A 21,105-nucleotide genomic window follows, 5' to 3' on the forward strand; every position below is an offset into this window, starting at 1 on the left:
CAGGCCCGATGGGCCCGCAAGGCCCGGCAGGTTTGGATGGTGTAGACGGAGTTGATGGTTTGGACGGTGCCACAGGCCCGATGGGCCCGCAAGGTCTGGACGGCGCTGACGGTGCTGATGGTTTGGACGGAGCAACAGGCCCGATGGGCCCACAAGGCCCGATGGGCCCACAAGGCCCGGCAGGTTTAGACGGTGCTGACGGAATAGATGGAAGGTACGGAGCAGACGGTGCTGATGGTCTGGACGGTGCAACAGGCCCGATGGGCCCACAAGGCCCGGCAGGTTTAGACGGTGCTGACGGAATAGATGGAAGGTACGGAGCAGACGGTGCTGATGGTCTGGACGGTGCAACAGGCCCGATGGGCCCACAAGGCCCGGCAGGTCTGGACGGTGCTGACGGAATAGATGGAAGGAACGGTGCAGATGGTACAAACGGTATAAATGGAACAGATGGACAAGATGGCCTAAGTGCTTATGAAGTTTATGCGGCAAACCATGCTGACCCAGATTTAAGTGAAGCTGATTGGTTAGAGTCCTTAAAAGCCTCTCAGGATATATCAGGGATTGTTATAAACGCGAATGCTATCTCAGGTAATACGGCATATATAACTAACGTAGAAACCGATTTAAACAATTTAAAAACAGAAATTGGAAGCCTGCCAGATGGTTACATCTTTATTGGAAATGCTAATGGAGAAACTGAGGCTGTACAAGTGCAAGGCGATGCAACCATAGGCATCAATGGGGTCTCTATCACTGCTGATGCTATTAATACTGCTAAAATTTTAAATGAAACCATTCTCAACGAAGATATCTCTGCAAATGCTGCCATTGCACAATCGAAAATTGATGGATTATCTATCTCCTTAACAACGATTTCTCTGGATATTTCAAACAACACCACCCTAATAAACGATGCCATGGCAGGTGCAGGTTTAGAAACGGATGGCACTTATGTACCAGGTAGTAAAACAAATTACATAAATGCTGAAACTTCTTTGGCTTCGGCATTAGAAGTTTTGGATTACCAAATAAAAACAAACGAAAGTTTAGCCGGTTTGGTTAGTATAAGCGAAAACGGAAATACAGGCTATAGAAGATCAGATGCCGATCCTAACGAATATGGTAACATTGGTTTTAAGGCCTTAGATTTAAGTACTTCTTATACAGACAGTAGTACTTTAGGTGCAACAGGAATGTTTTCTTTTGCAGCAGGATATGAAACAACGGCTAGTGGTCTAATGTCTACTGCAATGGGAAGTGGTGCAATAGCTAGTGGTGGTACTTCCATAGCTATGGGGTCATCCACCACGGCTAAATCAACTAATTCTATCGCTATGGGGAATGGTACAACCGCATCAGGCGTCAATTCCACGGCTATGGGCCATTATACAACTGCTTCAGATTTTGCCTCCTTAGTCATTGGTCAATATAACAATAAAGGAAGTGTGGAAACAAATCCAGACTGGGATGCTACCGCTCCTGCTTTTGTTATTGGTAATGGAACCGATGAAGCAAATGTTTCAGATGCCTTTGTGGTAGATTTTAGTGGAAACACTACAACAGCTGGTACCTTAACTGTTGGTAATGCCTATACACTTCCTGATACAGATGGTTTAGCTAACCAAGTATTGGCTACAGATGGTGCGGGTACTTTAGCATGGAGTGCGCCTGCAACTACATCGAGTATTAGCGTAGCAACAGCCACTGCAGATTATACGGTATTAACCACCGATAATTACATCATTTTCACAGGTGATTCAGCTAGTACCATTACATTACCCTCAGCCGTAGGCGCAAGCGGTAAAGAATATATTGTTAAAAATATGACTGCCTTTAAGGTTACCATAGCCACTACAAGTAGCGAACAAATTTGGCAAGATGCCAATAATAAAACCGTTACGGTAGGCCTGGGTGTAGAAGCGCAGAACAACTGGATAAAACTAGTATCCGATGGTACGCAATGGATAAGTTTTAGAGGCTTGTATTAAAATAATATTATTCACTTATAAATAGAATAATCCTCTCGCTTATAACGAGGAAATAATATCATTTTAAATATTTAAATAATGAAACCACTATTCACCATTTTATCCGCCTTTTTAATTACGGCCAGTACCTTTGCCCAAACCGGTATAGGTACCACCGCTCCAGATGACTCGGCACAGTTAGAGGTAAGTAGTACTACCAAGGGGTTTTTGCCGCCACGATTGACAAAAGAAGCACGAAATTTAATAACAGCACCAGTGGCAGGACTAGTAGTTTGGTGTACAGATTGCGCTACTGAAGGCGAACTGCAAGTTTATAATGGTACCGCCTGGATTAAATCTGGAGTTGCCCCCGGCACAGCACAAGGCCAGATGAGGTATTGGGATGGTACAGCGTGGTTGGTAATAGCACCCGGTACCGAAGGGCAGGTGTTAAAGATTATAAACGGCGTACCTACCTGGGCAGATTAAGTGAACCAAACAATAGCTAGAACCCCATGAACTGATTGATAAAAATTGATAAAAACCTAATAGAAAATGAAACATTTAACCATCCTGTTTTTCCTGTTCCTATCCGCTGGCACCTATGCCCAAACCGGCATAGGCACCACCGCTCCGGATCCTTCGGCACAGTTGGAGGTAAGTAGTACCACCAAAGGGTTTTTACCGCCACGTATGAATGCAGCGCAGCGAGATGATATAGTAAGCCCAGCAACTGGCTTGGTTGTGTATAATACTACCGCCAATGTGTTAGAATACAAAACCGCATCGGGTTGGGTATCATATCAAGATAATCCAGATGGCACCACCGCTGGTGAGATGCAGTATTGGGACGGCAGCGCTTGGGTAACCATAGTACCCGGTACCGAAGGGCAGATTTTAACGTTAACTAGTGGTTTGCCAACTTGGGCAGGCATTACTAGTACTACATTTTATCAAGATCTAGATGGTGATGGATATGGAGATGTCAACAGTACTGTTGCTTCAGTTTTAAGACCTTTGGGCTATGTTGCTGATAATACAGATTGTGATGATAGTGATGTTGCAATAAATCCAGAAACAGTTTGGTATGTTGATGCAGATGGCGATGGTTATGTGGGCACAGATGTAGTTTCATGTTTAAGACCAATCAATGGTTTTTTGTTGAATGAATTGTCGGGAACAGGAACAGATGATTGTGACGATTCGGATGCATCAATTAATCCTTCTATTTTTGAATTTCCAAATGATGGAGTTGATAATAATTGCGATGGGCAAGAAGATAATATAGTTATAGGTAGTTTTGTAGGTGGGGGAATTGTCTTTTACCTAGCAGATACGCCAACTGATTTAGATGGTGATGGTGATTTAGATATTGGCTTGGTATGTGCCATAGAGGATCAAGGTATAAAACCCTGGAGAAATTTAGTTGCAATACAAACAGGAGCCAATGAAACAGGCATTGGCTATGGAGCTTCTAACACGAGATTAATTATAGAAATGCAAGGAGATACAAGCACTGATTATGCTGCAGGTTTTGCAAGCGCTTATAATGGAGGCGGATTTACTGATTGGTTTTTGCCAAGTATTGATGAGTTAGTTGAAATGAACAATAATGAGACGATTATAAATGATAGATCTGTTGTAAATGGAGGAAGTGCTTTTGAGTCAGGCTTTAGATGGAGTTCTTCACAAGATTCCGATGATAGAAGAGTATGGAACATGTCGTTCGGATCTAATTGTTCAACTTGCTATGGTGTACAAATTAAAAACTCGTCAAATACTTATAATGTGCGTGCAATTCGGGCTTTTTAACAAGTAAACTATTTATAAAATAATGCCTTTGTCAGGAAGCTTTAAAACAATACAATATCATTAATGAAATAACTATTCACAATTTTAGCGACCTTATTATTCACGGCAACCACCTTTTCCCAAACAGGTATAGGCACCACCACACCAAATGTTTCGGCACAATTGGAGGTAAGTAGTGCCACCAAAGGGTTTTTACCGCCACGTATGACCGCAGCGCAGCGAGATGCTATAGTAGTGCCTTTGGTACTTTTAGTGGTTTTGTGCATGGTGTAGTTGCTTATATTGTTAGTTGTAAAAGTTGAATACATTACATTTATAATTATGAAAAAAATAGTATGGTTTAGTATTTTAATAATGATGCTTGTTTCTTGCGCTACAAAAAAAGCACCAACTGTTAGCGTTGTTACACTAGCCGAAACCACCACCAGTTGGAATGGCGATATGTTGCCTAACTACCCCAATGGTACCCCAAAGGTTACCGTTTTAAAAATTACCATACCACCCAAAACTAAATTGCATGAGCATCACCATCCTGTTATAAATTCTGGCATTATTTTAAAAGGGGAGTTAACTGTTATTGATGAAGCTAATAAAGTTTTGCATCTAAAACCAGGAGATGTTATTGTGGAGCTGGTAAACAAAGTACATTATGGTATCAATCAAGGCAATAAACCAGTTGAAATAGTCGTTTTTTATGCGGGTGTCACCGATTTGCCGATAACAGTTTTAGAAAAGGATCGATAGTTCTATCGTTTATTTTTTAAATAATCAACATTCGTTATTGTCTAGAATTTTTAAACACAATGGCTTAAGAACAAGCTTGTTCTGGGGTGTAAGGTCTAAGTGTCGGTGTTTGGTGAAAAAATAATGATTAAAGCACGCAAGAAATTCATAATATCCTCGTTTACGTGTCATACGACCGATTTATTTTAATATTCTTTTGTATAACTTGATTTTTACCAATTAAACCAACAACTATGGAAATAAAAAAAATATTAATTCTTTTAATGTTTGCCCTTTTCGGGAAATTATCTGCGCAAGAAAATAACAGGGTAATTACCACGGCAGTACCTTTTTTAACGATAGCAGCCGATGCAAGGTCAGCTGGTATGGGTGATATGGGCGTTGCTACTTCAACAGATGCCTTTTCACAGCAGTGGAACCCGGCAAAATTCGCATTTGCTGAACGTGAAATGGGAATAGGGGTAAGTTATACGCCTTATTTAGAGAGTATAATTACCGATATCTCTCTTTTAAATGCCAGTTTTTACAACAAGATAAATGATCAAAGTGCATTTGCACTTAGTTTGCGTTATTTCACTTTAGGTGAAATAGAGCTACGTCAATTTGCCAATGATCCCGGTACCATAGCAAAGCCCAATGAGTTGGCCTTAGATGGTTCTTATTCGTTAAAATTAAGCCCTACGTTTTCAATGGCAGTAGGTGGTAGGTATATAAGGTCAAATTTAAAATTACCTCAAAATGGATCTGAAGATTCGAAAGCTGCAGGTTCTTTTGCTGTCGATGTTGCAGGTTATTATAGGTCTGATGAGATAGCTTACAATAATTTTGATGGTAGATGGAGGGCAGGTTTTAATCTTTCCAATATTGGCGGTAAAATTCAATACGACGCTGGCGGACAAGAAAACTTTTTGCCGAGTAAATTAAGCTTTGGTGGAGGCTTCGATTTTATTTTAGATCAGGATAATGTAATAGGCATAACAACCGAATTCAATAAACTTCTTGTTCCGACTCCACAAGATTATGATAATGATGGTGATGTTGATTCGGCAGATAATGATATTTATCAAAATGAAAGCGGTTTCAGTGGTATGTTCAATTCTTTTACTGATGCGCCAGATGGTTTCAGTGAGGAATTAAAAGAATTTACATGGGCGTTAGGTGCAGAGTATACATACCAAGATGCTTTTATGGTAAGAACAGGATATTTTAATGAAAGCGAGGAAAAAGGTTCTAGAAAATTCTTTACCCTAGGTGCAGGATTTAAGTTTAATTCGGCTCAAATTGATTTGTCTTATTTGTTCTCAACGTCACAAGTTAGAAATCCTTTGGAAAATACCTTAAGGTTTTCCTTAACGTTTAATTTAGGGGAAGAATATCTTAATGACTAACCCTGGTTAGAAATTTGAATAAAAAAAACCTGCAAGCTTGCAGGTTTTTTTTATGTTGGGATATTTCAGAATTAAAATATATAATGCTTTATATTTAAACCACTTCAATTTGTAGATTGATATTTAAAATGTAACTATGGCTTTTCAAAAAAAAATTAGTTTTGAGGTAACCCTATATGACTCGTTAAGTGAATTGAACGAAGATGATAACGTGTTAATGTCTGCGGCGGTAAGCGCTAGAAAAAGAGCCTACGCACCCTATTCTAATTTTTTTGTTGGCGCTTCGGTGTTACTGGAGAATAATGAAATAATAGAGGGTAACAACCAAGAGAATGCATCTTACCCATCGGGTTTGTGTGCAGAGCGGGTTGCTATTTTTTATGCAGGAGCTAAGTTTCCAGGTGTTCAAATAAAAGCAATGGCTATTTCTGCTGCTGCATTAAATCATGAAGTATGCGAGCCGGCAGCGCCTTGTGGTAATTGTAGGCAAGCAATTTCAGAGTATGAGTTTAAACAGGCTAAACCGATTAGAATTTTGTTAATGGGTGAAACCGGTGGTGTAATAGAATGTGATTCTGTGGCAGATTTACTACCATTAGGCTTTAATAGTAGTTATTTAGAATAGAAATGGTTTAAACATTTTCTTTTACCTACGAATTTGGCATTTTGCACCCTAATTTTCCCAATTTTGATTACCGTGGCTAAGGCTATGCTACTGAAAATTGTCTTCATTAGGTCTCAAAAGCCCTAATTCTCGGTTCCACACAATAAGTTTAAGTCACTTCATAATGAAGCATGGGAAGGGTATTTTGAATACCCACGTTTTTTACTGTTTTTGTTAAGCATATAATTTCTTAATTGATTTACTTCTATTATTTTTATCGATTCATTTATATGTGTATTTTTGTCCTTCTTCGATGCCTAGGTGAACCTAACCCCTAGTATCTTTAGAGAATTTAAAACCAATAGTTAAAATTGATGAAAAAAATCACCAAGGAAACGTATTTAAAGTGGTATGCCGACATGCTGTTTTGGAGGAAATTTGAGGATAAATTGGCTGCTGTTTATATTCAGCAGAAAGTAAGAGGATTTCTTCATTTGTATAATGGGCAAGAAGCGGTTTTAGCTGGCGCCCTACATGCAATGGATCTTTCTAAAGACCGCATGATTACTGCTTATAGAAATCATGTTCAGCCCATTGGTATGGGTGTAGACCCAAAAATGGTAATGGCTGAACTTTATGGAAAAGTAACGGGAACGTCAAAAGGAATGGGCGGTTCTATGCATATTTTTTCAAAAGAACATCGTTTTCATGGAGGCCACGGTATTGTTGGTGGTCAAATTCCGCTTGGTGCGGGGATGGCATTCGGTGATAAGTATGCAGGTCGCGATAATGTTACTCTGTGTTATATGGGTGACGGAGCGGTGCGACAAGGTTCTCTTCACGAAACATTTAATTTGGCTATGTTATGGCAATTACCGGTTGTTTTTGTTTGTGAAAATAACGGATACGCCATGGGTACTTCTGTAGCACGAACTTCATTTTCAACTGAAATATGGAAATTAGGTTTAGGTTACGAAATGCCATGTGGCCCGGTTGATGGTATGAACCCTGTTACGGTTGCGCAAGAAATGAGCAAGGCAATTGACCGAGCTAGAAGTGGTGGCGGACCAACTTTTCTAGAAATGAAGACGTATAGATATAGAGGTCATTCAATGTCTGATGCACAACATTATAGAACAAAGGATGAAGTTGAAGAATATAAAAAGATAGATCCAATAACTCAGGTGTTGGATATAATAAAGGAAAACAAATACGCAACGGACGCTGAAATCAAGGAAATTGACAAAAATGTCAAAGAGATGGTTAAGGAGTGTGAGAAGTTTGCAGAAGAATCAGATTATCCACCAGTGAATCAATTGTATGATATGGTTTACGAACAAGAGGATTTTCCATTTGTTCAACATAAATTTTAAGTAGATGGCTATAGTAGTAAATATGCCCCGTTTAAGCGATACCATGGAAGAAGGTACGGTTGCTAAATGGTTAAAAAGCGTTGGAGATAAAGTTGAAGAAGGTGATATGTTGGCTGAAATCGAAACTGATAAGGCGACGATGGAATTCGAATCATTTAATGAAGGAACCTTATTATATATAGGCGTACAAGAAGGTGATGCTGCTCCGGTGGATACACTGTTGGCTATAATAGGTAAAGAGGGTGAAGATATTTCGGGTTTAATCGGTGGTAAAAGTGCAACTGCTTCAGAAAATAAATCTTCACTAGTTGAGGATGTTGCTGAAGAGTCTTTGGAAGAAGTTGAAAACGGAGCTGAAATTCCTGAGGGGGTTGAAATTATTAAAATGCCGCGTTTAAGTGATACCATGGAAGAAGGTACGGTGGCAAGTTGGTTGAAGAAGGTTGGCGATGATGTAGAAGAAGGAGATATTTTAGCTGAGATTGAGACAGATAAGGCTACGATGGAGTTTGAGTCTTTTTATTCTGGGAAGTTATTATATATTGGTATTCAAGAAGGTGAATCTTCTCCTGTAGATGCGGTTTTGGCAGTTATTGGTCCTGATGGAACTGATGTTGATGCTGTTTTAAGTAATAAATCTGGAGGTGGTAAAAAATCATCTACATCAGAAAGCAAAAGAGTTGAAATAAAATCTGAAAATTCTTCTGATAAGAAAGAGGTTTCAAAAACGGTAACTGAAGGTGAAAGAATTTTTGCATCACCTTTAGCTAAGAAAATTGCAGAAGACAAGGGAATCGATTTAGCAAAAGTTTCTGGTTCAGGCGATAATGGTAGAATTACCAAGAAAGATATTGAAAATTATACGCCTAGTACAACGGCTGTACCAGTTGTAAGTTCGGCAGTTAAGGCTGAGTCAGGCGTAGTTTCTCAATCAATATCAATGGCTTTGCCAATAGGTGAAGAAGGTACTAAAGAAGTTAAGAATTCTAACATGCGTAAGGCAATAGCTAAAGCGCTTGGTAATTCTAAATTTAATGCACCGCATTTTTATCTAACCATTGAGGTAGATATGGATAATGCGAAAGAATCTCGTGCTCAAATAAATAGTTTGCCTGATACTAAGGTGTCTTTTAATGATATGGTGTTAAAAGCATGTGCAATGGCGCTTAGGAAGCATCCTCAAGTAAATACTTCGTGGAATGGAGATACAACTAAGTATCATCAGCATATTCATATGGGTGTTGCTGTTGCGGTTGATGAAGGTTTAGTGGTTCCAGTTGTAAAGCACTGTGATTTATTGGGCTTGACACAGATTGGTAGTGCTGTTAAAGATTTAGCTGGGAAAGCTCGAAACAAAAAAATATCACCTTCAGAAATGGAAGGTAGTACTTTTACCGTTTCAAACTTAGGTATGTTCGGTATATTAGAATTTACATCTATAATAAATCAGCCAAATTCAGCAATACTTTCAGTAGGAGCTATAGTAGAAAAACCTGTAGTTAAGAATGGTGAAATTGTAATTGGTAATACTATGAAGTTGACTTTAGCTTGTGACCATAGAACTGTTGATGGTGCCGTAGGAGCTCAATTTTTACAGACACTTCGTTATTTTGTTGAAAACCCAGTGACTATGTTAGCATAGAAATATGATTTTAAATAGAATTAAAAAAGCATCCTTTGAAGAGGATGCTTTTTTTTATCTTTAGATTTTAAAAGGCGCATCATTATGAAACATATTATTACATGCTTATTTGGTTTTTTGTTGGTTGGTTGTAGCGGAGCAAAAGTAGAACAGTCAACCGTTTTGAATCCTACTAATGAAATAGAAGGAATTAAAAGAGATGTTTTGCAAAATACATCCAATGGCGATGATGTTAAATCATCTAATTTAGCTCCCAAGCTTAAAGCATATAGTACGCCTGAAAATATCGAGGATATTATGGTTTACCTAACTTCTGATGAATTACAAGGTAGAGATACCGGTAGTGAAGGTATCTCCAAAGCTGCGGACTTTATACAAAATGTATTTGAGAAGAATAATATTCAACCTTATTTTTCTTCTTATCGTGATACATTGTCAAACTATTCTGATGGCACAGCTTTTAACGTAGTGGGGTATTTGCCAGGAACGGATGCAAAGCTTAAAAATGAGTTCGTAATAATAGGCGCACATTATGATCATATTGGTTTAATGAGCGGACAAGTTGTTGATAGTATAGCCAATGGAGCTAACGATAATGCATCAGGGACAACTACAGTTCTAGAGTTTGCTAAATATTTTGGTGAACTAGAAGAGAATAAACGAAGTATTATTTTTGCTCTTTTCTCTGCTGAAGAAAAAGGATTACTTGGATCTAAACATTTAGCCGATAAATTAAAAGAGAAGAATATAGATTTGTATGCTATGCTTAATTTTGAAATGGTTGGCGTTCCAATGGTTGGTAAAGACCATAGTTTGTATTTAACCGGTTATGAATTATCGAATTTGGCAGAGGTTAGCAATAGGTATGCACGCAAAAATCTTGTAGGATTTTTGCCGAAGGCAAAGGAATTTAATTTATTCAGACGGTCTGACAATGCTTCGTTTCACGATGTTTTTAGTGTTCCTTCTCAAACGTATAGCACGTTTGATTTTACTAATTTTGGAGAATATCATAAAGTGGGAGATGAGGCCTCTTTAATGAATTATATACATATGGCGACAATAGTAAATGAAACCATACCAATGATAACAGGAATTGTAAATTCACCAATTAAAGAATTAAGGTATAATTAATGGAATACATTATTGTTACGGGCACAAGTAGGGGAATTGGTTTTGAGCTAAGCAAATTGTTGGCAAATGCAGGATATAAGGTCTTGGCATTATCTAGGAATGAAAAACCGATTAAAGATCTTAAGCATAAGAATATTCAAGCATTTTCTTTCGATGTATCATCAGTTTTTGATCGTGAAAAACTAGCAAGCTATTTAAAAGATAACGGAAAAGTAAGGGCATTAATAAATAATGCTGGGAAATTGTTGAACAAGCCATTTTTAGAAACTACTGAAGAAGAGTTTAAATCTGTTTATGAGGTCAATGTATTTGGTGTTGCTGCGATAACAAAATTGGTAATTCCATTTATGTCAAATACAGGCCATGTAGTAACAATTAGTTCTATGGGCGGTATTCAAGGTAGCGCTAAATTTCCCGGCTTATCAGCATATAGTTCAAGTAAAGGAGCTGTGCTTACGCTTACAGAATTGCTGGCAGAAGAATTTAAAGAGACCGGACCATCGTTCAATGCCTTGGCTTTGGGCGCGGTACAGACTGAAATGCTGGAAGAGGCTTTTCCGGGATATAAAGCACCAGTGTCAGCAATAGAAATGGCTGAATACGTAATGGATTTCGCTTTGAAGGGTCAAAAATTATATAACGGTAAAATTTTACAAGTCAGTAGTAGTACACCTTAGAATGCAGCAAACTTTAGCGAAATATCTTCCTGAAACAGCAGTTATACCTTGTTTTGAACTCATTAGAGTTAGTCAAGTTCATTTGAAAATAGTTAATGAGCGCGTAACACGGCATGGAGATTATAGAAGAAGAAAAGATGGTAATCATCAAATTACGGTAAACGCATCACTCAATAAATATCGATTTTTAATTACGCTAATTCACGAAATTGCGCATTTAGTAGCATTTGAAAAGTATGGGCGGAATATTAAACCACACGGATTGGAATGGAAAAGAACATTCCAATATTTAATGCTGCCTTTTATTCGGCCAGAAGTTTTTCCTTCTCAACTACTTCCATTATTGGCAAAACATTTCAAAAATCCAAAGGCAAGTAGTGGTACCGATGCGCACTTATCGATTGCTTTAAAACAATACGACGAACAACAATCAGAAAAATCTTACGTTTACGAATTACCGATAGGTAGTGTTTTTCGTATTTATAATGGTAAACTTTTTAAAAAGGGTAACAAACGAACTAAGCGCTATGCATGTACAGAAATATCTACTGGCAGAATGTTTTTGTTTCAACCAAACGCCGAAGTAGAGTTAATAAAAAGCCGATATGAATAAAAATTATTACGCCGTTTTAATGGCTGGTGGAGTAGGGTCTAGATTTTGGCCTATAAGTACTAGTGAGAATCCAAAGCAGTTTCATGATATGTTAGGTACGGGTAGCACACTCATACAAAAAACATTTCAAAGATTAAACAAGTTTGTGCCTACTGAGAATATTTTAATTCTTACTAATGAACGGTATAATGATTTGGTCTTAAAGCAGTTGCCAATGGTGAAACAAGAGCAAGTGGTTCTTGAGCCTGCAATGAGAAATACGGCACCTTGTATATTATATGCTGCATTGAAAATTCAGAAAATGAATGAAGATGCAGTAATGATAGTAGCACCTAGTGATCACTGGATCGAAGATGAAGAAGCTTTTGCAAAAGATGTTACCGCTTGTTTTAAAAAATGTGAAACTGAAGATGTTTTGTGCACCTTAGGTATTAAGCCTTCTTTTCCTAATACAGGTTTTGGGTACATAGAATATAATAAAGCAGATGCTGCACAAATTAAAAAAGTAAAACAGTTTAGAGAAAAGCCTGATTATGAAACTGCAAAAGATTTTCTTGCCCAAGGTAATTTTCTTTGGAATGCTGGTATTTTCATGTGGAGTGCAAAAACTATCGTGGATGCTTTTCAAAACTATCAGCCAAAGCAATACAAATTATTTAGAGATGGTCTAGTTTGTTTCAATACTGAAGACGAGAGAAAATTTATATCAGAGAATTATCCTAAAGCTGAAAATATATCTATTGATTATGCTATTTTAGAAAATTCAAATTCGATCTTTGTATTAGAGGCCACTTTTGATTGGAACGATTTGGGTACATGGGGTTCATTATATGACAAGCTTGACAAAGAAGAAAATAATAATGCTATTGTAAATGCTAGAGTTTTAACTCAAGACGCAAGTGGTAATATGATTAGGTCAAAAGCGGGTAAAGTAGTTGTAGTAGATGGTTTAAATGACTATATTATTGTAGATAAGGATGAGGTACTATTAATATATCCTAAAGCAAAAGAACAAGATATTAAACAAGTACTTAATAAGGTGAAAGATACCTTTGGTGATGAATTTGCATAAATAAGTATGGAGAATAATTTGAATCAAGATAATATCAACCCAACTGGTAATGAGGGGAATGGTAGTGAGGAAGTAAAAAAAGACTTTCAAGGACTTTTAGGTAGTATAAAAAAGTTTCTTTCTGAGTTGTTGGATATTCGTACGAATACAGACCAACATGCAACGAAAGAAGCGATTATAGCCGATATACCGTTTAAGGGACACACATCTTGGATTTTAATTTGTTCTATTTTTATTGCCTCTATCGGGTTAAACGCGAATTCAACAGCGGTAGTAATAGGCGCGATGTTAATTTCCCCTCTTATGGGACCTATTTTAGGAATTGGTATGTCAGTGGCAATTAATGACATTGATACCTTAAAAAGGTCCTTAAAGAATTTTACGGTCATGGTAATTCTTAGTGTAATTACTGCCTATCTTTTTTTTAATTTTTTTCCTTTACGTGACGAATCTTCTGAGCTTTTGGCCAGAACCGAGCCAGATATTAGGGATGTTTTGATTGCATTTTTTGGTGGATTGGCATTGGTCATTGCTCGTGCTAAAAAAGGTACTATCGCAAGTGTTATTTTTGGTGTTGCGATTGCTACGGCTTTAATGCCACCTTTGTGTACGGTAGGTTTTGGTTTGGCGATAGGAAATTGGTCATATGCTACCGGTGCTTTATATCTTTTTACGATTAATACAATATTTATTGCGTTAGCAACATTTCTTGTTATTAAGTTGTTACGTTTTCCAATGGTTCGTTACGTCAATTCTCAAAGAAGACGATTAATAGGTAGGTTAGCTTCTTTGCTTGCTATTTTAGTAATGATACCTGCAGGATTTACTTTCTATAACGTATTTCAAAAATCACTGTTCACAAGAGACGCAAATAATTTCATAGTTGAGAAAATAGAGCCTTACCAATTTACTGGAGAAGGTAAATTTTTAAAGGATTTTAGTGATATTGAATTCAATGATGGTGAAAATTCAAAAGTTGAACTGGTTTTTATGGGCAATGAGGCGATACCCGATAATGTCATTGCCACATGGAGAAATCAAATGTTGGATTATAAACAGTTGAAAAATTGTGAATTAAGTATTGTTCAGGGCTCAAGCAATGAAAAGGCGAATGAGTTGAAATACGTAAATGAATTATACGAATCTCAAAAGAGTATTTTATCTAGTAAAGACGAAAAAATTAAAATTTTGGAAAGCGAGTTGGTTAGGCTAAATCAGATTTCTTCAAATCAAATTCCATTTAAGGAAATTAGCCTAGAAGCTAAAACGAATTACGAAAATTTAGAACGACTAGGTTACGCATATTTAATCTCTACCGATTTTAGTAAAACGGATAGTATTCCATTGTTTGAAGTGACTTGGAAAAAGGAAACAAATAGAGCTGAGATTGTAAAAGATATGAATAAACTACAGGACTGGCTGCGATTGAGGCTGAATAATAAAAGTATTCAACTAAAGGAAATACCCAAAGATTAATTTTGTTCTTGTATATACATCTGGCGTACTTTCTTAAAGAGATCAGATGAGTATACGAAATTGGTCACCGCTTCATTATCTGTTTTAAAAATTTCATTTTTTGTACCTTCCCATTCAAGAAGGCCATCTTTTAGAAAAATAATTTTTTCTCCAATTTGCATTACCGAGTTCATGTCATGTGTATTGATGACAGTAGTAATGTTATATTCTTCGGTAATTTCTTTGATGAGGTCATCTATTAGAATAGCGGTTTTTGGATCGAGGCCAGAATTTGGCTCATCGCAAAATAGATATTTAGGATTCATTACAATGGCACGTGCAATAGCAACTCTTTTCTGCATACCACCAGAAATCTCAGAAGGAAATTTGTGATGCGCATCAACAAGATTTACCCTTTTAAGTACTGCATCGACGCGATCTTTCATTTCTGATTTAGATTGCTTTGTAAACATTTCTAACGGAAACATTACATTGCCTTCTACCGTCATGCTATCAAAAAGAGCACTTCCTTGAAAGACCATACCCATTTCTTGTCTTAAATCTCGTTTTTTGTCATCTGAAAGTTCAGCGTATTTCTTTCCATCGTAAACAATATTGCCTTGTTCCGGCACAAACAAACCTAATAAGCATTTAAGAAATACGGTTTTACCAGAACCACTTTGGCCAATGATTAAATTGGTTTTTCCTTTTTCAAAAGTGGTGGATATACCTTTAAGGATATGAGCGTCTCCAAATGATTTGTGTATGTCTTGAACGTCTATCATTATCCTAATAAAAGTTGGGTTAAAATATAATTCAATATGATGATAACAACACTAGTCCAAACAAAAGACGTTGTACTGGCCTTGCCAACTTCTAAGGCTCCACCTTTCATGTAAAACCCATGAAAGGAAGGTATAGTAGCAATTATAAAAGCAAATATTAATGTCTTAATAAAAGCATAGGCGATATGAAAAGGCACAAAATCTGTTTGTAGTCCGGTTATAAAATCGGTACTCGTCAAGAATCCGCCAAACACACCGGCCATCCAACCACCAAAGATTCCAACATACATAGAAATTGCAATTGCAAAAGGGTAAAAAAGCATCGCTATAATCTTTGGGAAGACTAAGTAATTTAATGAATTTACACCCATTACCTCCAACGCATCTATTTGTTCGGTTACTCTCATCGTACCAATACTAGAGGTAATATACGAACCTACTTTACCGGCCATTATAATAGATACGAAGGTAGGTGCAAACTCTAGTATAACAGATTGTCTGGTAGCAAAACCAATTAGATTGCGTGGTATTAAAGGGTTCGTTAAGTTAAGTGCGGTTTGTATTGCAACAACGGCACCAATAAAGAAAGAAATGAAAATGATAATACCCAGAGAGCTGAAAATCAATTCGTCTATTTCTTTATAAATAAGGGATTTCATTATTCTCCATTTGGTTGGTTTTTTAAAAACCTCACGGATCATAATTGCATAGCTTCCTACAGATGCTAAATAGTTCATTGATTAAAAATAGAATTCTTACCGTAAAAATAACAATAAAGGACTTGATTTAACCTCGGTTTAATCTTTAAAGGTGTAAATTATTTACTTTTACACTTCAAATGGATAGGTATGAAAATGAGATTTTATTTTATTGTGATATTGTTTTTTGGGACACTTCTTATTGCTGCAGATTTATCAGCGCAAAATAGGAGCAAAGAAAATGATTATGATGAGCAGTTAAGGTTTAAGCCTAAATTAGTAGTAGGTATTGTGGTGGATCAAATGCGTTATGATTATTTGACGCGTTTTTATGATCATTTTGGAAATGATGGTTTTAAAAGATTGGTTGAGGAAGGTTTCAATTGTAAGAACAATCATTTTAATTATGCGCCAACAAGTACGGGACCTGGACATACATCGGTTTATACCGGAGCAACCCCTTCTATTCACGGGATTATTGGTAATAATTGGTATGATAAAGAATTGGATGCCGATGTGTATTGCGCGTCTGATGATTCCTTTACATCTGTAGGTACAACATCGAATGCGGGTCAAATGTCCCCTCATAGAATGATTGTTACAACAATTACAGATGAATTAAGATTAAATAATCAAATGCGAGGAAAAACAATAGCCATTGCTTTAAAAGATAGAGGAGCTGTTTTACCTGGTGGGCATACGGCCAATGCTGCGTATTGGTTTCATGGAGCAAATGAGGGTAAATGGATTACTAGTTCATATTATATGGAACAACTTCCAAGATGGGTGTTAGATTTTAATTCGTCTGGTACGGCCCAATCTTATAAAAGAGCATGGAATACACTAAAAGATATTAAGGAATATAAGGAGAGTGGACCAGATGATAATGTATATGAAGGTTTGTTTGAGGGGGAAACGTCACCTACTTTTCCGCATAGCACAACTGCACTTTTAAGTAAAACTCAAGATTTTGATATTATAAAAGGAACGCCATTTGGAAATTCTCTAACTACTGATTTTGCAATAGAGGCCTTACAACAAGAAGGTTTGGGTAAGGATGATATTACCGATTTTTTAGCGGTAAGTTTTTCAAGCACCGATTACGTAGGTCATATGTATGGGGTTAACTCTAAAGAAATTCAGGATACATATTTGAGATTGGATGAAGATTTAGCAAGATTATTTAAAGCATTGGATAAGAATGTTGGTAAGGGCGAATACACATTGTTCTTGACGGCGGATCACGCAGCTATTGAAGTTCCTGCTTATTTAAAAGATCAAAAAATACCTGCTGGTTATATAGATAAAGCATCCAATAAAAAAAGGCTTGCAGAATTTTTGAAATACACTTATGGTACAGAAGATATTGTAAAAAACTATTCTAACGATCAAATATTTTTAGACCATAAAATAGTAATGAATCTTGATCTTAACTTAGCAGAGGTTGAAGCGGAAATCGCTCAAGAATTTTTAGGATATGATAGTATAGATAAGGTGTATACAGCAAATCAGATGTGGAACAATGAATACACTACTGGTATCCCTTACATTTTACAGAATGGGTACAATCAGAAAAGATCAGGCGATGTTTTAGTAGTTTTAAAACCAGGATTTATTTCATACGGCACTACTGGTTCAACACATGGTTCACCACAAATTTATGATACTCATGCCCCATTATTATTTTATGGAAAAGGGATAAAACCTGGGTCAACGGTTAACCGAACTGAAATACCAGATATTGCCCCTACATTATCCGCCCTTTTGGGAATTTCTTTTCCAAGTGGTGCTAATGGTAAACCTATAACAGCCGTATTAGAATAAAATGGATGTTAGGCCGATAGGTATTTTTGATTCTGGTATTGGAGGAACATCCATTTGGGGTGAACTTCAAGAGCTTTTACCTCATGAAGATTTTATTTATTTGGCCGATAGTAGGAATGCTCCATATGGCGAGAAATCTCAGGAACGAATTTTAGAACTGAGTATTAAGAATACAGAATTTTTATTGGATCTTAAATGTAAGCTTATTGTAGTTGCCTGTAATACGGCGACAACTAATGCGATCAATTATCTGCGTGAGAATTATAAAGTACCATTTATAGGTATTGAACCAGCTATAAAACCCGCTGCTATAAACTCAAAGTCAAAAATAGTAGGAGTACTTGCAACAAAAGGAACTTTATCAAGTAGTTTGTTTCACAGTACCACAAAGAACCATGCAGCCGGTATTACAGTATTAGAACAACGAGGAACTGGTTTGGTTGAATTGATTGAACAAGGAAAATTGCAAAGTCATGAATTATATACACTTTTAGAAGGCTATATTTTACCAATGCTTGAAAAGGGGATGGATTATTTGGTATTGGGTTGCACACATTACCCTTATTTGATTCCGATATTAAAAAAAATGCTTCCAGAAAATGTTACCATAATTGATTCAGGCCAAGCGGTTGCTCGACAAACTAAATCGGTTTTAGAGAGATTAGATTTGTTATCTAATTCTTCTGAATGGGGATCACATCAATTCTTTACTAATAAAAACGAAAAAGTATTATCTAATGTATTGCCTTCCAGTAAATTAAACTTAACCGTTTCTTTTAAAGATTTTTAAGGGAATTGTTTTTTCTTTCGTAGGTGATATAGGTAAATGAAAATTTGTGTCGATCATCTGTTGGGTGAAATTCTTGTTTCGTCATCATCCAGTAATCTTCATCAATTTCAGGAAAAAAAGTGTCGGCATTGTCAAAGTTAGCATGTACTCGAGTAAGTTCAATTTTGTCTGATTGTTCTTCAGCCAATTTATAAATTTCCCCACCACCGATTATAAATGCAGTTTCATTATTAACTAATGCAATCGCAGCATCTAATGAATGAACGACAATACAGTCTTCAAAAAGAACGGTGTAATTTTTGTCTCGGGTAATTATTATATGGGTTCTGTTCGGGAGTGGTTTAGGGAAACTTTCAAAGGTTTTTCTGCCCATTATGATTTTATGTCCAGAAGTTAATTTCTTGAATCGTTTAAAATCATCTGGCAAATGCCATAGTAAATCATTGTCTTTGCCTAAAGCATTGTTTTCTGCTGCAGCGGCAATCATTATAAGCGTCTTCAAAGCAGTTTTTTTTTAGTATCAGTTTCAATCATCTTGGATGTTTCGATTTCTTTCTCCATTTCGATAATACGTTGTTTTTGCTTTTGCACTAATTTTTCACGTTGAGAACGTTCCCAATCTTTACCCATAAATTTATTAGTGATAAAAACATTGAAAATGTGAAGAGCAAAAAGAAAAGCCCAGAAGGTAATGGCCCAAATGAACCAATTATATTCTTGCCCGTATTTTAAAATCTTATTGATTAGAATCAAGAATATACTGCCTATTAAAAAAACTACAAAATGAGTGTATAGGTGTTTTTTTTGTGAAATCCTTTTTTGAGCATTTTCTACAAGTTCATGCTGCTCTAAATCTAATTTGGAGGTATTTTTATTTTTGGAAAACATAGCTCTTCCTATCTTTGGACCAAAGATACAGGAAATGTATTTTACCAAAAATAATATGGAAAAAATAAGAAAGGAATTTCCGGTTTTACGAAATGGTATTTATGCCAATACTGCAGTATATGGGTTAATGTATGAATCATTATTAGATTGGAGGCAAGAACATGATCTTGATTTTTTGATTCATGGCAGTCAAATGCGAGAAAAATCTTTAAAAGTTATTTCAGACACGCGTAAAACAGTTGGGGAGTTTTTTCATTGCAAGCGTGAAAATGTAGCGTTGGTCAATAACTTTTCAACTGGGCTTAATGTGCTATTGGAAGGATTGAATCCTAAGAAAAAAATATTGCTGATCGAAGGTGATTATCCTTCATTAAATTGGAGTTTCGAGAACCGAGGTTTTAATATTCGTTACTTGAAAATGGTTTGTGATTTAGAAGACCGCATTCAAGAAGTTATTGAGAAGGAACATATAGATGTACTAGCTTTAAGTTTGGTACAATGGTTAGATGGTTTTTCTATAGATTTAGAATTCTTAAAGCAACTGAAAATTAAATTTCCAGATCTATTGATTATTGCCGATGGTACTCAGTTTTGTGGTAGTATGCAATTTGATTTTGATAACTCAGGTATCGATGTGTTAGGAGCGAGTGCTTATAAATGGTTGTTGGCCGGATATGGGAATGGTTTTATGCTTTTTTCTGATCGTGTTAAAGAAGAGATTTCTATTAATAATATTGGTTTTAATGCTGCAAATGGTGATTTTGATAAAAAGAATACAATACGGTTTGCTAAATTATTTGAACCAGGGCATTTGTCATCCTTAACTTTTGGAAGTTTAAAATTTTCACTGGATTACTTTACTAAAATTGGGATAGATAAAATCACCGCACATAATCAAAAACTTTCTGAAAAGGCAAAAACTGATTTTCAACAATTAGGACTTCTCCATGATAAATTTAACTCAAGAGGTAAGCATAGTACAATATTCAATATAAGTGCTAATGAAGCTACTTTTAAGCATCTTTTGGAGAATGATATATATTGTGTGCAAAGAGGTCATGGTGTGCGTCTAAGTTTTCATTTATATAATAGGGTAGAAGATATAGATGCAATTGTAAAAATCTTAAAAGCAAGTAGATAGCTCTTCATTAAAAATAATTTTAGCAGGATAAAATTCATGAACTGAGTTAAAAAGACTTTGTTTTTTGTCAAATTCACAATAATGGCTTAAGTGTTGGTAATGAGTATTTTATTGTGGTAATTTTGAAATGAATTTTTAAAATTAACATCATGGCAATTGCAAAACAATATTTAAAAACAAAACCTGTATGTAAGGTAACTTTTACGGTACCTGCAGAAGAAGCAAAAAAAGTTTCCGTAGTCGGTGACTTTAATAACTGGAGCCCAAAAGCTAGTACATTGAAAAAATTAAAAAACGGAACTTTTAAAGGAACTTTAGACCTTCCTAAAGAAAATTCTTTTGAGTTCAAATACTTAGTGGATGGTAACTTTGTAAACGAGACTGAAGCTGATCGTTATCAGTGGAATGATTATGCTGGTTCTGAAAACGCTGTTTTAGAATTGTAGTAGAACATCGATATCACAAAACATAAAAGGCGTATTACTTTGAGTAGTG

21 protein-coding genes and 1 pseudogene are annotated in these 21,105 nt (G+C 36.2%); 17 read left to right on the plus strand and 5 right to left on the minus strand.

Annotation, left to right across the window (positions count from 1 at the left end; all coding sequences use genetic code 11):
• From AACZ49_RS17115 to AACZ49_RS17125, 3 genes and pseudogenes are all read left to right on the plus strand, one after another.
• Positions 1–1,991: pseudogene (locus tag AACZ49_RS17115) on the plus strand (hypothetical protein); the annotation flags it as partial.
• Between the two features lie 78 nt (positions 1,992–2,069).
• Complete coding sequence (locus AACZ49_RS17120) at positions 2,070–2,459, plus strand: hypothetical protein (protein WP_339657318.1); 390 nt, start codon at positions 2,070–2,072, stop codon at positions 2,457–2,459.
• Positions 2,460–2,525: 66 nt separating this feature from the next.
• Complete coding sequence (locus AACZ49_RS17125; RefSeq protein ID WP_339657319.1) at positions 2,526–3,782, plus strand: putative metal-binding motif-containing protein; 1,257 nt, start codon at positions 2,526–2,528, stop codon at positions 3,780–3,782.
• Between the two features lie 41 nt (positions 3,783–3,823).
• Here AACZ49_RS17125 and AACZ49_RS17130 read toward each other — a convergent pair whose 3' ends face one another.
• Positions 3,824–4,090 (minus strand): hypothetical protein, encoded by a 267-nt coding sequence (locus AACZ49_RS17130; protein WP_339657320.1) that lies wholly within the window; start codon positions 4,088–4,090, stop codon positions 3,824–3,826.
• A 13-nt stretch (positions 4,091–4,103) separates the two neighbouring features.
• Between AACZ49_RS17130 and AACZ49_RS17135 the strand changes: the two genes are divergently transcribed.
• The 10 genes from AACZ49_RS17135 (at position 4,104) to AACZ49_RS17180 (ending at position 14,505) form a co-directional block, all read left to right on the plus strand.
• On the plus strand, positions 4,104–4,526 hold the full coding sequence (locus AACZ49_RS17135) for a cupin domain-containing protein (RefSeq protein ID WP_339657321.1): 423 nt from the start codon (positions 4,104–4,106) through the stop codon (positions 4,524–4,526).
• Between the two features lie 233 nt (positions 4,527–4,759).
• The gene (gene porV, locus AACZ49_RS17140; protein WP_339657322.1) at positions 4,760–5,914 is read left to right on the plus strand and encodes a type IX secretion system outer membrane channel protein PorV; all 1,155 of its coding nucleotides are present in this window, start codon (positions 4,760–4,762) and stop codon (positions 5,912–5,914) included.
• Positions 5,915–6,050: 136 nt separating this feature from the next.
• On the plus strand, positions 6,051–6,539 hold the full coding sequence (gene cdd / locus AACZ49_RS17145; RefSeq protein WP_339657323.1) for a cytidine deaminase: 489 nt from the start codon (positions 6,051–6,053) through the stop codon (positions 6,537–6,539).
• 353 nt (positions 6,540–6,892) lie between these two features.
• A complete protein-coding gene (gene pdhA / locus AACZ49_RS17150; protein ID WP_339657324.1) occupies positions 6,893–7,891 on the plus strand; it encodes a pyruvate dehydrogenase (acetyl-transferring) E1 component subunit alpha in 999 nt (332 codons plus the stop codon).
• A gap of 4 nt (positions 7,892–7,895) precedes the next feature.
• Positions 7,896–9,533: a 2-oxo acid dehydrogenase subunit E2 gene (locus tag AACZ49_RS17155; protein ID WP_339629097.1), complete on the plus strand. Its 1,638-nt coding sequence runs from the start codon at positions 7,896–7,898 to the stop codon at positions 9,531–9,533.
• A gap of 84 nt (positions 9,534–9,617) precedes the next feature.
• Complete coding sequence (locus AACZ49_RS17160) at positions 9,618–10,667, plus strand: M28 family peptidase (RefSeq protein ID WP_339629096.1); 1,050 nt, start codon at positions 9,618–9,620, stop codon at positions 10,665–10,667.
• A complete protein-coding gene (locus AACZ49_RS17165) occupies positions 10,667–11,344 on the plus strand; it encodes an SDR family oxidoreductase (protein WP_339629095.1) in 678 nt (225 codons plus the stop codon). Before AACZ49_RS17160 ends, AACZ49_RS17165 begins: the two co-directional genes overlap by 1 nt.
• 1 nt (position 11,345) lies before the next feature.
• On the plus strand, positions 11,346–11,957 hold the full coding sequence (locus AACZ49_RS17170; RefSeq protein WP_339657325.1) for a SprT-like domain-containing protein: 612 nt from the start codon (positions 11,346–11,348) through the stop codon (positions 11,955–11,957).
• A complete protein-coding gene (locus AACZ49_RS17175) occupies positions 11,950–13,029 on the plus strand; it encodes a mannose-1-phosphate guanylyltransferase (protein ID WP_339657326.1) in 1,080 nt (359 codons plus the stop codon). The genes AACZ49_RS17170 and AACZ49_RS17175 overlap by 8 nt, the downstream gene beginning before the upstream one ends.
• A gap of 6 nt (positions 13,030–13,035) precedes the next feature.
• Positions 13,036–14,505 carry a DUF389 domain-containing protein gene (locus AACZ49_RS17180; protein ID WP_339657327.1) on the plus strand — a complete coding sequence of 490 codons (1,470 nt, stop codon included), beginning with the start codon at positions 13,036–13,038 and terminating at the stop codon, positions 14,503–14,505.
• Here the strand turns inward: AACZ49_RS17180 and AACZ49_RS17185 are convergent.
• Together AACZ49_RS17185 and AACZ49_RS17190 are read right to left on the minus strand one after the other, a co-directional pair.
• A complete protein-coding gene (locus tag AACZ49_RS17185; RefSeq protein ID WP_339657328.1) occupies positions 14,502–15,269 on the minus strand; it encodes an ATP-binding cassette domain-containing protein in 768 nt (255 codons plus the stop codon). The two genes, AACZ49_RS17180 and AACZ49_RS17185, sit on opposite strands and share 4 nt — an antisense overlap.
• Positions 15,269–16,006: an ABC transporter permease gene (locus AACZ49_RS17190; protein WP_339657329.1), complete on the minus strand. Its 738-nt coding sequence runs from the start codon at positions 16,004–16,006 to the stop codon at positions 15,269–15,271. The genes AACZ49_RS17185 and AACZ49_RS17190 overlap by 1 nt, the downstream gene beginning before the upstream one ends.
• A gap of 111 nt (positions 16,007–16,117) precedes the next feature.
• On the opposite strand from AACZ49_RS17190, the gene pafA reads away from it, so the two are divergent.
• Both pafA and murI read left to right on the plus strand, forming a co-directional pair.
• Positions 16,118–17,791: an alkaline phosphatase PafA gene (gene pafA, locus AACZ49_RS17195; RefSeq protein WP_339657330.1), complete on the plus strand. Its 1,674-nt coding sequence runs from the start codon at positions 16,118–16,120 to the stop codon at positions 17,789–17,791.
• A gap of 1 nt (position 17,792) precedes the next feature.
• Positions 17,793–18,581: a glutamate racemase gene (gene murI, locus AACZ49_RS17200; RefSeq protein ID WP_339657331.1), complete on the plus strand. Its 789-nt coding sequence runs from the start codon at positions 17,793–17,795 to the stop codon at positions 18,579–18,581.
• On the opposite strand, the gene AACZ49_RS17205 is transcribed toward murI, so the two are convergent.
• Both AACZ49_RS17205 and AACZ49_RS17210 read right to left on the minus strand, forming a co-directional pair.
• The gene (locus tag AACZ49_RS17205) at positions 18,568–19,083 is read right to left on the minus strand and encodes a dihydrofolate reductase (RefSeq protein ID WP_339657332.1); all 516 of its coding nucleotides are present in this window, start codon (positions 19,081–19,083) and stop codon (positions 18,568–18,570) included. The genes murI and AACZ49_RS17205 overlap by 14 nt on opposite strands.
• Positions 19,080–19,469: a 2TM domain-containing protein gene (locus AACZ49_RS17210; protein ID WP_339657370.1), complete on the minus strand. Its 390-nt coding sequence runs from the start codon at positions 19,467–19,469 to the stop codon at positions 19,080–19,082. The genes AACZ49_RS17205 and AACZ49_RS17210 overlap by 4 nt, the downstream gene beginning before the upstream one ends.
• A 55-nt stretch (positions 19,470–19,524) precedes the next feature.
• On the opposite strand from AACZ49_RS17210, the gene AACZ49_RS17215 reads away from it, so the two are divergent.
• Together AACZ49_RS17215 and AACZ49_RS17220 are read left to right on the plus strand one after the other, a co-directional pair.
• Positions 19,525–20,610 carry an aminotransferase class V-fold PLP-dependent enzyme gene (locus AACZ49_RS17215; RefSeq protein ID WP_339657333.1) on the plus strand — a complete coding sequence of 362 codons (1,086 nt, stop codon included), beginning with the start codon at positions 19,525–19,527 and terminating at the stop codon, positions 20,608–20,610.
• A 149-nt stretch (positions 20,611–20,759) separates the two neighbouring features.
• Positions 20,760–21,056, plus strand: a complete 297-nt coding sequence (locus AACZ49_RS17220; protein WP_339657334.1) for an isoamylase early set domain-containing protein — start codon at positions 20,760–20,762, stop codon at positions 21,054–21,056.
• Positions 21,057–21,105: the final 49 nt, after the last annotated feature.

This window comes from uncultured Maribacter sp., assembly GCF_963975365.1.
Classification (GTDB): Bacteria; Bacteroidota; Bacteroidia; order Flavobacteriales; family Flavobacteriaceae; genus Maribacter.